At 56.2% G+C, this 13,603-nt stretch carries 27 protein-coding genes; all 27 read right to left on the bottom strand.

Annotation, left to right across the window (positions count from 1 at the left end):
* Positions 1 to 49 precede the first annotated feature (49 nt).
* A complete protein-coding gene (gene rpsD, locus CFN46_RS16240) occupies positions 50 to 670 on the bottom strand; it encodes a 30S ribosomal protein S4 (protein WP_024950674.1) in 621 nt (206 codons plus the stop codon).
* 12 nt (positions 671 to 682) lie between these two features.
* The gene (rpsK, locus tag CFN46_RS16235) at positions 683 to 1,066 is read right to left on the bottom strand and encodes a 30S ribosomal protein S11 (protein ID WP_024950673.1); all 384 of its coding nucleotides are present in this window, start codon (positions 1,064 to 1,066) and stop codon (positions 683 to 685) included.
* Between the two features lie 30 nt (positions 1,067 to 1,096).
* Positions 1,097 to 1,453, bottom strand: a complete 357-nt coding sequence (gene rpsM, locus CFN46_RS16230) for a 30S ribosomal protein S13 (protein ID WP_024950672.1) — start codon at positions 1,451 to 1,453, stop codon at positions 1,097 to 1,099.
* A 131-nt stretch (positions 1,454 to 1,584) separates the two neighbouring features.
* Positions 1,585 to 1,698, bottom strand: coding sequence for a 50S ribosomal protein L36 (gene rpmJ, locus CFN46_RS16225; RefSeq protein WP_077373351.1), 114 nt, complete (start codon positions 1,696 to 1,698; stop codon positions 1,585 to 1,587).
* Positions 1,699 to 1,732: 34 nt separating this feature from the next.
* Positions 1,733 to 3,067 carry a preprotein translocase subunit SecY gene (gene secY, locus CFN46_RS16220; RefSeq protein WP_024950671.1) on the bottom strand — a complete coding sequence of 445 codons (1,335 nt, stop codon included), beginning with the start codon at positions 3,065 to 3,067 and terminating at the stop codon, positions 1,733 to 1,735.
* Positions 3,068 to 3,502: a 50S ribosomal protein L15 gene (gene rplO / locus CFN46_RS16215; protein ID WP_024950670.1), complete on the bottom strand. Its 435-nt coding sequence runs from the start codon at positions 3,500 to 3,502 to the stop codon at positions 3,068 to 3,070.
* 3 nt (positions 3,503 to 3,505) lie between these two features.
* Positions 3,506 to 3,688 (bottom strand): 50S ribosomal protein L30, encoded by a 183-nt coding sequence (gene rpmD, locus CFN46_RS16210; RefSeq protein WP_024950669.1) that lies wholly within the window; start codon positions 3,686 to 3,688, stop codon positions 3,506 to 3,508.
* Between the two features lie 6 nt (positions 3,689 to 3,694).
* Complete coding sequence (gene rpsE, locus CFN46_RS16205; protein ID WP_024950668.1) at positions 3,695 to 4,195, bottom strand: 30S ribosomal protein S5; 501 nt, start codon at positions 4,193 to 4,195, stop codon at positions 3,695 to 3,697.
* Positions 4,196 to 4,206: 11 nt separating this feature from the next.
* Entirely contained in the window at positions 4,207 to 4,557 is a 351-nt protein-coding gene (gene rplR / locus CFN46_RS16200; RefSeq protein ID WP_024950667.1) for a 50S ribosomal protein L18, read from the bottom strand.
* A gap of 9 nt (positions 4,558 to 4,566) precedes the next feature.
* Positions 4,567 to 5,097: a 50S ribosomal protein L6 gene (rplF, locus tag CFN46_RS16195; RefSeq protein WP_024950666.1), complete on the bottom strand. Its 531-nt coding sequence runs from the start codon at positions 5,095 to 5,097 to the stop codon at positions 4,567 to 4,569.
* A gap of 9 nt (positions 5,098 to 5,106) precedes the next feature.
* The gene (gene rpsH / locus CFN46_RS16190; RefSeq protein WP_024950665.1) at positions 5,107 to 5,499 is read right to left on the bottom strand and encodes a 30S ribosomal protein S8; all 393 of its coding nucleotides are present in this window, start codon (positions 5,497 to 5,499) and stop codon (positions 5,107 to 5,109) included.
* A 31-nt stretch (positions 5,500 to 5,530) separates the two neighbouring features.
* Positions 5,531 to 5,836, bottom strand: coding sequence for a 30S ribosomal protein S14 (gene rpsN / locus CFN46_RS16185; protein ID WP_024950664.1), 306 nt, complete (start codon positions 5,834 to 5,836; stop codon positions 5,531 to 5,533).
* A 9-nt stretch (positions 5,837 to 5,845) separates the two neighbouring features.
* Positions 5,846 to 6,385: a 50S ribosomal protein L5 gene (gene rplE / locus CFN46_RS16180; RefSeq protein ID WP_065392566.1), complete on the bottom strand. Its 540-nt coding sequence runs from the start codon at positions 6,383 to 6,385 to the stop codon at positions 5,846 to 5,848.
* Between the two features lie 17 nt (positions 6,386 to 6,402).
* Positions 6,403 to 6,720 (bottom strand): 50S ribosomal protein L24, encoded by a 318-nt coding sequence (gene rplX / locus CFN46_RS16175; protein ID WP_024950662.1) that lies wholly within the window; start codon positions 6,718 to 6,720, stop codon positions 6,403 to 6,405.
* Positions 6,721 to 6,734: 14 nt separating this feature from the next.
* Positions 6,735 to 7,106, bottom strand: a complete 372-nt coding sequence (rplN, locus tag CFN46_RS16170; protein ID WP_024950661.1) for a 50S ribosomal protein L14 — start codon at positions 7,104 to 7,106, stop codon at positions 6,735 to 6,737.
* 51 nt (positions 7,107 to 7,157) lie between these two features.
* On the bottom strand, positions 7,158 to 7,418 hold the full coding sequence (gene rpsQ / locus CFN46_RS16165; protein WP_024950660.1) for a 30S ribosomal protein S17: 261 nt from the start codon (positions 7,416 to 7,418) through the stop codon (positions 7,158 to 7,160).
* A 1-nt stretch (position 7,419) separates the two neighbouring features.
* A complete protein-coding gene (gene rpmC / locus CFN46_RS16160; RefSeq protein ID WP_024950659.1) occupies positions 7,420 to 7,611 on the bottom strand; it encodes a 50S ribosomal protein L29 in 192 nt (63 codons plus the stop codon).
* Positions 7,611 to 8,024 (bottom strand): 50S ribosomal protein L16, encoded by a 414-nt coding sequence (gene rplP, locus CFN46_RS16155; RefSeq protein ID WP_024950658.1) that lies wholly within the window; start codon positions 8,022 to 8,024, stop codon positions 7,611 to 7,613. The genes rpmC and rplP overlap by 1 nt, the downstream gene beginning before the upstream one ends.
* An 11-nt stretch (positions 8,025 to 8,035) precedes the next feature.
* Positions 8,036 to 8,728: a 30S ribosomal protein S3 gene (gene rpsC, locus CFN46_RS16150; RefSeq protein WP_024950657.1), complete on the bottom strand. Its 693-nt coding sequence runs from the start codon at positions 8,726 to 8,728 to the stop codon at positions 8,036 to 8,038.
* A gap of 11 nt (positions 8,729 to 8,739) precedes the next feature.
* Positions 8,740 to 9,072 (bottom strand): 50S ribosomal protein L22, encoded by a 333-nt coding sequence (gene rplV / locus CFN46_RS16145; RefSeq protein ID WP_024950656.1) that lies wholly within the window; start codon positions 9,070 to 9,072, stop codon positions 8,740 to 8,742.
* Between the two features lie 19 nt (positions 9,073 to 9,091).
* Positions 9,092 to 9,367: a 30S ribosomal protein S19 gene (gene rpsS, locus CFN46_RS16140; RefSeq protein ID WP_024950655.1), complete on the bottom strand. Its 276-nt coding sequence runs from the start codon at positions 9,365 to 9,367 to the stop codon at positions 9,092 to 9,094.
* 22 nt (positions 9,368 to 9,389) lie between these two features.
* On the bottom strand, positions 9,390 to 10,217 hold the full coding sequence (gene rplB / locus CFN46_RS16135) for a 50S ribosomal protein L2 (RefSeq protein WP_024950654.1): 828 nt from the start codon (positions 10,215 to 10,217) through the stop codon (positions 9,390 to 9,392).
* A 16-nt stretch (positions 10,218 to 10,233) separates the two neighbouring features.
* Positions 10,234 to 10,530 (bottom strand): 50S ribosomal protein L23, encoded by a 297-nt coding sequence (gene rplW / locus CFN46_RS16130; RefSeq protein ID WP_024950653.1) that lies wholly within the window; start codon positions 10,528 to 10,530, stop codon positions 10,234 to 10,236.
* Complete coding sequence (gene rplD, locus CFN46_RS16125) at positions 10,527 to 11,132, bottom strand: 50S ribosomal protein L4 (RefSeq protein ID WP_024950652.1); 606 nt, start codon at positions 11,130 to 11,132, stop codon at positions 10,527 to 10,529. Before rplD ends, rplW begins: the two co-directional genes overlap by 4 nt.
* A gap of 13 nt (positions 11,133 to 11,145) precedes the next feature.
* A complete protein-coding gene (rplC, locus tag CFN46_RS16120) occupies positions 11,146 to 11,784 on the bottom strand; it encodes a 50S ribosomal protein L3 (RefSeq protein WP_024950651.1) in 639 nt (212 codons plus the stop codon).
* A 151-nt stretch (positions 11,785 to 11,935) separates the two neighbouring features.
* The gene (gene rpsJ / locus CFN46_RS16115; RefSeq protein WP_024950650.1) at positions 11,936 to 12,247 is read right to left on the bottom strand and encodes a 30S ribosomal protein S10; all 312 of its coding nucleotides are present in this window, start codon (positions 12,245 to 12,247) and stop codon (positions 11,936 to 11,938) included.
* Between the two features lie 149 nt (positions 12,248 to 12,396).
* Positions 12,397 to 13,590, bottom strand: coding sequence for an elongation factor Tu (gene tuf, locus CFN46_RS16110; RefSeq protein ID WP_024950649.1), 1,194 nt, complete (start codon positions 13,588 to 13,590; stop codon positions 12,397 to 12,399).
* Positions 13,591 to 13,603: the final 13 nt, after the last annotated feature.

Genomic DNA, 13,603 nt, shown 5'->3' with positions numbered 1-13,603 from the left:
ATAATCTGGGTACTCCACAGCTGGGCCGATGAATCGGCCCAGCATCACATTACTTGGAGTACAGCTCGACGATCAGGTTTTCGTTGATATCGGCAGACAGGTCGCCACGCTCGGGGACAGCCTTGAAAGTGCCTTCCATCTTCTTGGAGTCGACGTCGACCCAAGTCACATCACCGCGATTGGCAGCAATTGCCAAAGACAGCTGGATGCGAGCCTGGTTCTTGGCCTTCTCACGAACGGTGACCACATCGCCTGCCTTCACTTTGAAGGAAGCAACGTTGACGGTACGGCCGTTCACGGCGATCGCCTTGTGGCTGACCAGCTGACGTGACTCAGAACGCGTAGAGCCGAAGCCCATGCGGTAGACGACGTTATCGAGGCGAGCCTCGAGGAGCTGGAGCAGAACCTCACCGGTCGCACCCTTGAGGCGAGCGGCTTCTTTGTAATAATTGCGGAATTGCTTTTCCAGTACGCCGTACATACGACGAACCTTCTGCTTTTCACGCAACTGCAGGCCGTAGTCTGAAAGACGCTGACGGCGCTGGCCATGAACACCCGGGGGTTGTTCGGATTTGCACTTTTTCTCGAACGGAGTCACGCCACTCTTCAGGAAGAGGTCGGTGCCTTCACGACGAGACAGTTTGCACTTCGGTCCAATATAACGAGCCATGAGTCTGTCTCCTTAAACGCGGCGTTTCTTCGGCGGACGGCACCCATTATGCGGGATGGGGGTCACGTCGTTGATGCTTTGCACGCGGAAGCCTGCGGCATTGAGAGCGCGCACGGCAGACTCACGACCCGGACCCGGGCCCTTGACCAGCACGTCGACGTTCTTCACACCATATTCGGCTGCAGCAGTCGCTGCACGTTCACTTGCGACTTGCGCAGCGAACGGGGTGCTCTTGCGAGAACCACGAAAACCCGAACCACCGGCAGTTGCCCAGGAAAGAGCATTGCCCTGGCGGTCTGTGATCGTCACGATAGTATTGTTAAAAGAGGCGTGGATATGCGCGATGGCATCCACAACCTGCTTTTTAACTTTCTTGCGCTTACTCGGGTTAGCCATTAGATGTTTCCTGTCTAAACGCCAGTTCGTTTACTTGCGAATCGGTTTACGCGGACCTTTGCGTGTACGTGCGTTGGTCTTGGTGCGCTGACCGCGCAACGGAAGACCACGACGATGGCGCAGGCCACGATAGCAACCGAGGTCCATGAGACGCTTGATGTTAAGCGTGATCTCACGACGCAGGTCGCCTTCGACGGTGTACTTACCCACCTCGGCACGAACCAAGTCCAATTGTTCAACAGACAGATCAGCGATCTTGACGCTCGGCTCTAGACCGAGGGCGGCGCAGATCTGCTGTGCACGCGTACGGCCAATCCCGAAGATATAAGTCAGCGAGATCGCCGCGTGCTTGTTGTCCGGGATATTGACGCCAGCAATACGGGCCATCAGTTTTCTCCGAAAGGTTAGCGGCGGATTTTTCATCCACAAAGGGCGCAATAGCATACCCCTTGATCCCATTGGGAGCAAGGGGGTATGCCAGCACCCGAGCTTGTATTCAGCTAAGCGGGTCTAGGGGATTAACCCTGACGCTGCTTGTGGCGCGGCTCAGTGCAGATGACCCGCACTGCGCCACGACGCCGAATGATCTTGCAGTTACGGCAAATTTTCTTGACGGAAGCTCGAACTTTCATCGTTCTCTCCAGTTTACTAACAGAGGCTGCGCAATCAGCGCATCATGCCACCGCTGCCATAGCCTTTGAGGTTGGCCTTCTTCATCACCGACGCGTACTGATTTGACATCAAGTGCGATTGCACCTGAGCCATAAAGTCCATGACTACCACAACCACGATGAGCAAAGAGGTGCCGCCAAAATAGAACGGGACCTGCCACGCAACAACGAGGAACTGAGGCATCAGAGATACGAGGGTGATGTAGAGGGCGCCGAACAGCGTCAGGCGAGTCATCACCTTATCGATGTAACGGGCCGTCTGTTCGCCTGGGCGAATCCCCGGCAGAAACGCTCCTGACTTCTTGAGGTTGTCAGCAACATCCTTGGGGTTAAAGACCAGCGCCGTGTAGAAGAAGCAGAAGAATACTACAGCGGCAGCGAAAAGCAAGATGTAGAGAGGCTGACCCGGGCCAAGTGCCTGAGAAGCCGTCTGCAACCATTGCATACTTTCACTCTGGCCAAACCATTGACCCATCGATGCAGGGAACAGCAAAATGCTTGACGCAAAGATCGGCGGGATAACCCCAGCCATATTGACCTTCATAGGCAAGTAACTGCTCTGACCTGCATACATCTTATTGCCCACCTGACGGCGTGGGTAGTTCACAGTGATACGGCGTTGACCGCGCTCAATGAACACCACAAAGGCAACGGTAATGACTGCAAGCAGCGTTAGCGCCAGCAGCGGAAGCACATTCCAGGCACCATCATTGCGCGCCAGTTCGAAAGACTGGCCGATGGCACTCGGCAGCCCGGCGACAATACCAGCAAAGATGATCAATGAGATCCCGTTGCCAATACCCTTCTCGGTGATCTGCTCACCCAGCCACATCAGGAACACTGCACCAGCCACGAATGTACTCACGGCGGTAAAGTAGAAACTGAAGTCAGCGGAATAGGCGACACCGTTTCCGACCAGTCCGACTGCCATGCCGATCGATTGGACCAGGGCCAGTACTACCGTGCCGTAGCGCGTGTACTGACTGATCTTGCGACGGCCGGCCTCGCCTTCCTTCTTCAATTGCTCAAGCTGAGGCGAGACCACCGTCAGGAGCTGCATGATGATCGACGCGGAGATGTAGGGCATGATGCCCAGCGCGAAGATACTCATTCGCTCCAGTGCACCACCAGAGAACATGTTGAACATGCTCAAGATGGTGCCCTGGTTTTCCCTGAACAAGGCAGCAAGCTGGTCAGGATTGATACCGGGAACGGGGATGTGCGCACCGATTCGGTACACCACGATGGCGATGAACACGAAGCGCAAACGCGCCCAGAGTTCGCTCAACCCACTTCCCTGCACTGCCGGTACGTTTCCTGACTTAGCCATTTAGTCCTCTACCTTTCCACCGGCAGCTTCGATCGCAGCACGGGCACCTTTGGTGACCTTAACGCCGCGGACGGTAACTGCCTTGTCCAGTTCGCCGGAGAGCATGACCTTCGCAAACTTCGTAGAATTACGAAGCACGTTGGCCTTCTTCAGCGTTTCGAGGTCGACGATGTCGCCGTCTACCAATGCCAGTTCGCTCAGGCGCACTTCTTCCGAAATCAGGGATTTCGCGGAAGTGAAACCAAACTTCGGCAGACGACGCTGCATAGGCATCTGACCGCCTTCGAAGCCCGGCTTGACACTGCCACCGGAACGGGACTTCTGGCCTTTATGGCCACGACCGCCGGTCTTACCAAGACCGGAGCCGATACCACGACCAACACGCTTTGCAGCGTGCTTGGAGCCCGGGGCCGGACTCAGGGTATTCAATTTCATGGATTACTCTCCCTCAACACGGACAAGGTAATGAACCTTGTTGATCATGCCGCGTACCGCGGGGGTGTCTTCCAGCTCGACAGTATGACCGATGCGACGCAGCCCAAGACCTTTCATAGTAGCCTTGTGCTTTTCTAGGACGCCGATGGTGCTGCGGATCTGGGTTACCGTGATCTTAGCTGCCATGGTGTCTTACCCCGCAATCTTGTCGACAGACAGGCCACGCTTGGCGGCGATGTCTTCCGGAGATTTCATGGAGGCGAGACCATTAATAGTCGCGCGCACCACGTTGACCGGATTGGTGGAACCGTAGCACTTGGCCAGGACGTCATGGACGCCGGCCAGTTCGAGCACGGAACGCATCGCACCGCCGGCAATGATGCCGGTACCTTCGGATGCTGGCTGCATGTAGATCTTGGATGCGCCATGACGTGCCTTCACCGGGTACTGCAAGGTGTGGCCCTTCAGGTCAACCATGATCATGTTGCGGCGTGCTTGATCCATTGCCTTCTGAATCGCGACCGGCACTTCACGCGCCTTGCCACGACCGAAGCCAACACGACCATTGCCGTCACCGACGACAGTCAAAGCGGTGAAACCGAAGATACGGCCGCCCTTGACTACCTTGGCGACGCGGTTGATCTGCACGAGTTTCTCTTGCAGGTCACCGCCCTTCTGTTCGATATGCGCCATCGTAAAACCCTTTAGAATTCCAGGCCGCCTTCACGTGCGGCATCGGCCAGGGCCTTCACGCGACCGTGGTACTTGTACCCGGAGCGATCGAAAGCCACTTGCTTGATACCCGCTTCCTTCGCGCGCTCGGCAATCAGAGCACCCACCTTGGCGGCGGAGTCCGAGTTGCCGGTAGAGCCTTCACGCAGGCTCTTATCAAGCGTGGATGCGGTGGCCAGGACCTGGCCACCATCCGGCGAGATGATCTGCGCGTAGATGTGACGCGGGGTGCGGTTCACGCACAGGCGAAACACGCCCAGCTCGCGGATTTTCGCACGAGCGCGGCGGGCACGACGGAGACGAGATTCTTTCTTCGCGTTCATAACCCTGCCTTACTTCTTCTTGGCTTCTTTACGACGGACGACTTCGTCACTGTACCGAATACCTTTGCCCTTATAGGGCTCCGGCGGACGGAAGGAGCGAATCTCTGCGGCGACCTGGCCCAAAGCCTGCTTATCAGCAGACGTCAGGACGATCACAGTGTTCTTCGGCGTTTCAGCCGTAACACTTGCCGGCAGTTCATAGTCGACCGGGTGTGAGAAACCCAGTGTCAGGTTGATTGTCTGGCCTTTGGCCTGGGCACGATAACCCACACCATTGATTTCCAAAGACTTAGTGAAGCCTTCGGAAACACCAGACACCATGTTGTTGACCAGAGCACGAGTGGTACCAACCATCGCCCAGTTCTTGGCAGCATCACTCTGAGTGAAGGACATTTGACCTTCTTCCAGAGTGATAACCACGTCCTGGTGGACGGTCAGTTCCAGCTGGCCTTTGCTGCCCTTCACGGTCAGCTTGTCGCCATCGAGTTTTGCCTCGACGCCGTTCGGCAATTTAACCGGATACTTGGCTACGCGGGACATTCCAAACTCCTAGAATACGGTGCAGAGGACTTCGCCGCCGACACCAGCTTGACGGGCCGCACGATCGGTCATCACGCCCCGGGAGGTGGAAACGATCGCAATACCCAGGCCATCCGCGACTTTCGGAAGCTCACCCTTGCCCTTGTACTGGCGCAGGGAAGGCTTGGAAATGCGCTTGATGTGCTCGATAACCGATTTGCCTTCAAAGTACTTGAGGGTCACGGTCAGCTCCGGCTTGGCGCTTTCTGCGACAGCAAACTCGGAAATGTAACCCTCTTCCTTCAATACGCGGGCCACTTCAATCTTGAGCTTGGAAGACGGCATGGAAACCGTCTCCTTGGTGGCCATCTGCGCATTGCGGATACGAGTAAACATATCCGCCAGAGTGTCTTGCATGCTCATTACGTTGCGCTCCTGAATTCTTGCAATGGTGTTACCAGCTGGACTTGGTCAGTCCAGGCACGTCACCACGCATAGCGGCTTCACGCAGCTTGTTGCGGCTCAGGCCGAACTTGTTGTAGTAACCGTGCGGACGGCCAGTGATACGGCAGCGATTACGCTGACGAACCGGGTGGGCATCACGCGGTAGCTGCTGCAACTTCAGCTGTGCGTCGAAGCGCTCTTCTTCGGAAGCGTTGACGTCGTTGATGATGGTCTTCAGTGCGTCGCGCTTAACGGCGTACTTAGCGACCAGCTTGGTGCGCTTGAGCTCACGCTCAACCATGCTTTTCTTTGCCATGATCCACCCTTATTTCTTGAACGGGAAGTTCAGCGCGCCCAGCAACGCACGACCTTCATCATCGGTGTTGGCGCTAGTGGTGATAGTGATATCCAGGCCACGAATCCGATCGATCTTATCATACTCGATCTCAGGGAAGATGATCTGTTCACGCACACCCATGGAGTAGTTTCCACGGCCATCGAAGGACTTCGGGTTCAGACCGCGAAAATCACGAACGCGCGGGATAGCCACGTTCACGAGGCGGTCCAGGAAATCCCACATACGATCGCTACGCAGGGTCACCTTAACACCGATAGGCCATCCTTCGCGGACTTTGAAGCCAGCGATGGACTTGCGTGCCTTGGTGATGATCGGCTTCTGACCAGAAAGCATCTGGAGATCGGCAAATGCATTGTCGATCAGCTTCTTGTCAGCGGTCGCTTCACCGATGCCCATATTCAGGGTCACCTTGGTGATACGCGGCACCTGCATCACGTTGGCGTAGCCGAACTGCTCTTTAAGCTGGGCGGCCACTTCGTTCTGATAACGTTCTTTCAAGTTCGCCATGTTGTACCCGACTCGCGTTAGGCGTCGATCAGCTTCTGAGTCGACTTAAAGATGCGTACCTTAGTACCGTCTTCCTGTACCTGGATACCGACACGATCCGCCTTGCCGGTCTCCTGGTTGAAGATGGCCACGTTGGACGCGTGAATCGGAGCCTCGCGCTCGACGATACCCCCCTGAGTGCCCAGCATCGGGTTGGGCTTGGTGTGACGCTTAATCATATTCACACCGGACACGACCAAACGGTCACCCTTCAGCACTTTGCTGATGGTGCCGCGCTTGCCCTTGTCCTTCCCGGCGATGACGATGACTTCATCGTCACGTTTGATCTTTTGCATATCCGCTCCGCTCCTTACAGCACTTCGGGCGCCAGGGAAATGATCTTCATAAACTTCTCACTGCGAAGTTCACGGGTAACCGGGCCGAAGATACGGGTACCGATCGGCTGTTCGTTGGTATTATTCAACAAAACGGCCGCATTACCGTCGAAGCGGATCACGGAACCGTCATTACGACGGACACCGGCTCTGGTACGAACGACCACTGCCTTCATGACTTGGCCTTTTTTGACCTTGCCACGCGGGATAGCTTCTTTGACGGTGACCTTGATAATGTCTCCAACACGAGCGTAACGACGGTGTGAACCGCCTAGCACCTTGATGCATTGCACCCGGCGCGCGCCACTGTTGTCGGCGACATCCAGCATTGTCTGAGTCTGAATCATCGGTTTTCTCCAAACCTAATCTGACTGCCTGGTGGGAACTGGCCTAGGGAATTAACCCTTGGCCTGTTCAACCACCTCGACCAGGGTCCAGGCTTTCTTCTTGGACAGCGGACGAGTCTCGGCGATAGAGACGGTGTCACCGATCCGAGCCTGATTCGCCTCATCATGGGCGTGCAGCTTGGTGGAGCGTCTCAGGTACTTGCCATAGATCGGATGACGCTCACGGCGCTCGATCATGACAACGATGGATTTTTCCATCTTGTCACTCACCACTTTGCCGGTGAGTATGCGTGCTTTAGTTTCTTCGGCCATTTTACTCACCTGACTTCTGGTTGAGCACAGTCTTAACCTGAGCAATTTGGCGACGAGTCTGCTTGAGCAGGTGAACCTGACTCAGCTGACCGGTAGCCTTCTGCATGCGCAGATTGAATTGCTCACGCAGGAGTTCAAACAACTGCTCCTGAAGCGCCTCGACTGACTTTTCACGGAGTTCCTGGGCTTTCATCACATCACCGTCCGCTTAACAAAGGTGGTGGAGATCGGCATCTTCATAGCGGCCAGACTAAATGCTTCGCGGGCCAGCTCTTCAGATACGCCTTCGATCTCGTAGAGGACCTTGCCGGGCTGGATCTGAGCGACCCAGTACTCGACAGAACCCTTACCTTTACCCATGCGAACTTCCAACGGCTTGTTGGAAATCGGCTTATCCGGGAAGACGCGGATCCAGATCTTACCACCACGCTTGACGTGACGGGTGATGGCACGACGGCCAGCTTCGATCTGACGAGCGGTGAGACGACCACGGCCCGTGGCTTTCAGGCCAAACTCACCAAAGCTTACCTTACTTCCGCGATGCGCCAGGCCACGGTTGCGACCTTTCTGCATCTTACGGAATTTCATACGCTTGGGCTGTAACATCGATTACCCCCTTACTTGCCTTTCTTCTTGGGTGCGGACGCGGGCTGCTTCGCCTTGGCTCGCACCTCTTCGATGCCACCGAGGATCTCGCCTTTGAAGATCCAGACCTTGACACCAATGATGCCGTAGGTGGTGTGAGCTTCGAAGGTGGAGTAATCAATGTCAGCACGCAGAGTGTGAAGCGGAACGCGGCCTTCGCGGTACCATTCGGTACGGGCGATTTCGGCACCGCCAAGACGACCAGAGAGCTGAATCTTGATGCCCTTGGCGCCCAGACGCATTGCGTTCTGCACAGCACGCTTCATCGCACGACGGAACATTACACGACGCTCGAGCTGACCTGCCACATTGGCAGCAACCAGCTTGGCATCGAGTTCCGGCTTGCGAATCTCCTCGATGTTGATGTGGACGGGAACGCCCATCATCTCGGAAACTTCACGACGAAGGCGATCGACATCTTCACCTTTCTTACCAATCACGATACCCGGACGGGCGGTGTGAATGGTAATACGGGCGTTGTTTGCCGGACGCTCAATGCTGATGCGGCTCACGGAAGCGCTTTTCAGACGCTCTTCCAGGAAGCTACGCACCTGCAGATCGTTGTTCAGTTTGTCGGCATAGGTAGCGCCTTCGGCGTACCAGACAGAGGTATGATCCTTGACGATACCCAGTCGGAAACCTGTCGGATTAACTTTCTGACCCATCTGGTCGTCTCCTACTTCTCGGCTACCTTGACGGTGATATGACAAGTGCGCTTCAAGATACGATCCGCACGGCCTTTGGCACGTGGCTGGATGCGCTTGAGCGTCATGCCCTCGTCGACACAGATAGTCGAGATGCGAAGCTCGTCAATGTCCATGCCGTTATTTTCTTCCGCATTTGCGATCGCGGACTGCAGAACCTTGCGAACTATCTTCGCAGCCTTCTTCGGTGAGAAAGCGAGCAGATTCAGCGCCTCGGCGACCGGCTTACCGCGCACCTGGTCAGCCACCAAACGGGCCTTCTGGGCGGATAAACGAGCGCCGCGCAGCTTAGCAGCTACTTCCATCTCTTAAATCCTCTCTGGCTTACCGTTTGGCTTTTTTATCTGCAGCATGCCCACGGTATGTGCGGGTGGCAGCAAACTCGCCGAGCTTATGACCGACCATTTCCTCAGAAACGAGAACCGGTACATGCTGGCGACCGTTATGGACGGCAATGGTGAGCCCGACCATGTTCGGCAGGATCATGGAACGACGCGACCAAGTCTTGATCGGTTTGCGATCGTTCTTTTCCACTGCTGTCTCAACCTTCTTCAGCAGATGAAGGTCAATAAAAGGACCTTTCTTCAGTGAACGTGGCACAGCCGTTACCCCTCAATATCTGTTACTTGGCCTTACGGCGACGGACGATAAGCTTATCGGTGCGCTTGTTCTTACGAGTCTTGTGACCCTTGGTCGGGACGCCCCACGGGCTGACCGGGTGACGGCCACCAGAGGTACGACCTTCACCACCACCATGCGGGTGGTCGACGGGGTTCATCGCGACACCGCGAACTGTCGGGCGCACGCCTCTCCAACGCTTAGCACCGGCCTTGCCCAGCTGACGGAGGCTGTGCTCAGAGTTGCCCACTTCGCCGAGAGTTGCACGGCATTCGGACAGCACTTTGCGCATTTCGCCAGAGCGCAGACGCAGAGTGGTGTAGTTACCTTCACGTGCCACAACCTGGGCACTGGTACCTGCACTACGTGCAATCTGAGCGCCTTTGCCCGGCTTGAGCTCTACACAGTGAACGGTGGAACCCACCGGAACATTGCGCAGCGGCAGAGCGTTGCCTTTCTTGATCGGTGCGTTGACACCGGACTCGAGACGGTCACCAGCAGAGACACCTTTCGGTGCAATGATATAGCGACGTTCGCCATCGAGGTACTTCACCAGCGCAATGTTCGCGCTGCGGTTCGGATCGTATTCCAAGCGCTCGACGATGGCAGCGATGCCATCCTTGTTGCGCTTGAAATCTACCAAACGGTAATGGTGACGATGACCACCGCCGATGTGGCGAGTAGTGATGCGACCATTATTGTTACGACCACCGGACTTTGACTGCTTTTCAAGCAGCGGAGCGTACGCGCGACCTTTGAAAAGTTCGTCATTGACGACTTTTACCAGGTGGCGGCGACCGGCGGAGGTAGGTTTTGTCTTAACAATTGCCATGATCCGTACTCCTGCCTTACTCGGCGCCAGAGAAGTCTTCGATGGTCTCGCCGGCGGCCAGAGTTACATAGGCCTTGCGATAACCAGCGCGACGACCAACACCGCGAGCGGTGCGCTTGGTTTTGCCCTTCATGTTCAGAACCTGAACACTATTGACCTTTTTACCAAACAGCGCTTCGACGGCTTTCTTGATTTCGGGCTTTGTCGCGTCGCTGGCAACCTTGAACACGTACTGGTTGTTCTCGGCGGCGACCGCGGCCTTCTCGGTCATATGAGGACCAAGCAGGACCTTGAATACGCGTTCCTGATTCATCCCAGGTTCTCCTCGAACTTACGCAGGGCAGCGACAGTCATCAGCACCTTGTCGTAACCGACGAGGCTGACCGGGTCAGCGCCAGCGACATTGACGACGTCAACATACGGGATGTTGCGCGCAGCCAGATACAGGTTGACGTCCTGCTCTTCAGTGACGATCAACGCTTTCTCAAGGCCCAGTTCCTGGAGCTTGGCAATCAGCAGCTTGGTCTTCGGAGCATCGACGCTAATAGCATCGACCGCGACCAGGCGATCCTGACGGACCAGCTCAGACAGGATGGAACGCATGGCAGCGCGATACATCTTGCGGTTAACCTTGTGCGAGTGGTCCTGAGGACGCGCCGCAAAGGTAACACCGCCAGAACGCCACAGCGGAGAGCGGATGGTACCGGCACGTGCACGACCAGTACCTTTCTGACGCCACGGCTTCTTACCACCGCCGGACACGTCAGAACGGGTCTTCTGAGCCACTGTACCTTGACGTGCACCAGCCAGATAGGCGGTGACGACCTGGTGAACCAGAGCCTCGTTGAAGTCCTTACCAAAGGTGGCATCGGAGACGTCTACTGCGCCGCCTGCACCTGCAAGATTAAGATTCATCGGTTAATTCCCCTCAGCGAGCTTTCACAGCGGAACGCACGATCACTTCGCCGCCCGGAGCACCTGGAACGGCACCCTTGACCAACAGAAGATTGCGTTCAGCGTCGACGCGAACCACTTCCAGGCTCTGGACGGTGGAACGGACGTTGCCCATCTGGCCAGCCATCTTCTTACCCTTGAAGACGCGGCCCGGGGTCTGACAGTTACCGATGGAACCCGGCGCGCGGTGCGACAGTGAGTTACCGTGGGTAGCGTCTTGGGTGCGGAAGTTCCAGCGCTTAACTGCGCCCTGGAAACCTTTACCCTTGGAGGTGCCGGTCACGTCAATCTTTTGACCAGCTTCAAAGAGGGATACGGTGAGTTCGCCGCCCACTGCAGGAGCTTCATCGCCTTCATTCAGACGGAATTCCATTAGGGTACGGCCAGCCTCAACACCCGCCTTGGCGTACTGACCAGCAGTCGCCTTGGTGAGGTGCTTGGCTTTACGAGAGCCAGTTGTCACCTGAATGGCATTGTAGCCGTCAGTCTCGAGAGACTTGATGGTTACGATGCGGTTAGGCTCAACTTCAATCACGGTAACCGGCACAGATGCGCCAGCTTCGGTGAAGACACGGGTCATCCCGGCCTTCTTACCGACTAAACCGATAGACATGTTCAGTCTCCTTTAGTGTACGGGGCTGTCACCCGCTATGGCTGCCCTTTCCAGAGCATTCCACTAGCACATTGTATGACGCCATCCCGGCGTGGCGGCTGCTGCTCCGGAATCAGTTTCGGAGCGCTGGGCCGCAGTGACTAGTGAGGTATCAGTCAACCTTGATCTGGACGTCTACACCGGCGGCCAGGTCAAGCTTCATCAGCGCGTCGACAGTCTTCTCTGTCGGCTCGACGATATCGAGAACGCGCTTGTGGGTACGAATCTCATACTGGTCACGCGCGTCTTTGTTGACGTGCGGAGAGACCAGGATGGTGTAACGCTCGCGACGGGTCGGCAGCGGGATCGGGCCACGAACCTGAGCACCAGTACGCTTTGCAGTTTCAACGATCTCTGCAGAGGACTGATCGATCAGACGGTGGTCGAATGCTTTCAACCGGATGCGAATCTTCTGGTTTTGCATTGCCCAAAACTCCAATGGATGTCGACGGCGTAGGCCGTCACCCACGCATTCAAAGGATGCGCATTATAGGCAGACTGACATCAGGTGTCAAACATGCGAGAAAAGGGGGCCCTTTCAAGGACCCCCTTCTGTGTCAGGCAAGGAGAACCTTACTCGACAATCTTGGCCACGACGCCAGCGCCGACGGTACGACCGCCTTCACGGATAGCGAAACGCAGACCATCTTCCATCGCAATCGGAGCGATCAGAGATACGACCATCTGGACGTTGTCGCCCGGCATGACCATCTCGACGCCTTCCGGCAGTTCACAAGTACCAGTAATATCGGTGGTACGGAAGTAGAACTGCGGACGATAGCCTTTGAAGAACGGAGTGTGACGTCCGCCTTCTTCCTTGGACAGGATGTAGACTTCGGCTTCAAACTTGGTGTGCGGCTTGATGGAGCCCGGCTTGGCCAGAACCTGACCACGCTCGACGTCATCACGCTTGGTGCCACGCAACAGGGCGCCAACGTTTTCGCCAGCACGACCTTCGTCCAGCAGCTTGCGGAACATCTCGACACCGGTAACGGTAGTCTTGGTAGTGTCACGCACGCCGATGATCTCGATCTCTTCGCCAGTCTTGACCAGACCACGCTCGATACGGCCAGTAACAACAGTACCGCGGCCAGAGATAGAGAAGACGTCTTCGATCGGCATCAGGAACGGCTGATCAATAGCACGCTCCGGCTCCGGGATGTAGTCATCCAGAGCCTTGATCAGGTTGGCGACGGCGGTAGTACCCATGCCGTTGTCATCCTTGCCTTCCAGAGCCATCAGGGCAGAGCCGATGATGATCGGAGTGTCGTCACCCGGGAAGTCGTACTGGCTCAGAAGTTCACGAACTTCCATTTCGACCAGTTCGAGCAGCTCTTCGTCATCGACCATGTCTGCCTTGTTCAGGAAGACAACGATGTACGGAACGCCGACCTGACGGGACAGCAGGATGTGCTCACGAGTCTGCGGCATCGGGCCATCTGCGGCAGAACAGACCAGGATAGCGCCATCCATCTGCGCAGCACCGGTGATCATGTTCTTGACGTAGTCAGCGTGACCCGGGCAGTCGACGTGCGCGTAGTGACGCACTTCAGACTGATACTCAACGTGAGCTGTGGAGATGGTGATACCACGCTCACGCTCTTCCGGGGCATTATCGATGGAGTCAAACGCACGCGCGTCACCACCGAAGACCTCTGCAGAGACGCGAGTCAGAGCCGCAGTCAGAGTGGTCTTGCCGTGATCGACGTGACCAATGGTGCCGACGTTGACGTGCGGCTTCGAACGCTCAAATTTTTCCTTAGCCACTGCTATAACCTCT

The organism is Cobetia sp. QF-1 (assembly GCF_002213105.1).
Lineage (GTDB): Bacteria > Pseudomonadota > Gammaproteobacteria > Pseudomonadales > Halomonadaceae > Cobetia > Cobetia crustatorum.
This window is presented reverse-complemented; position numbering and strand designations above follow the sequence as displayed.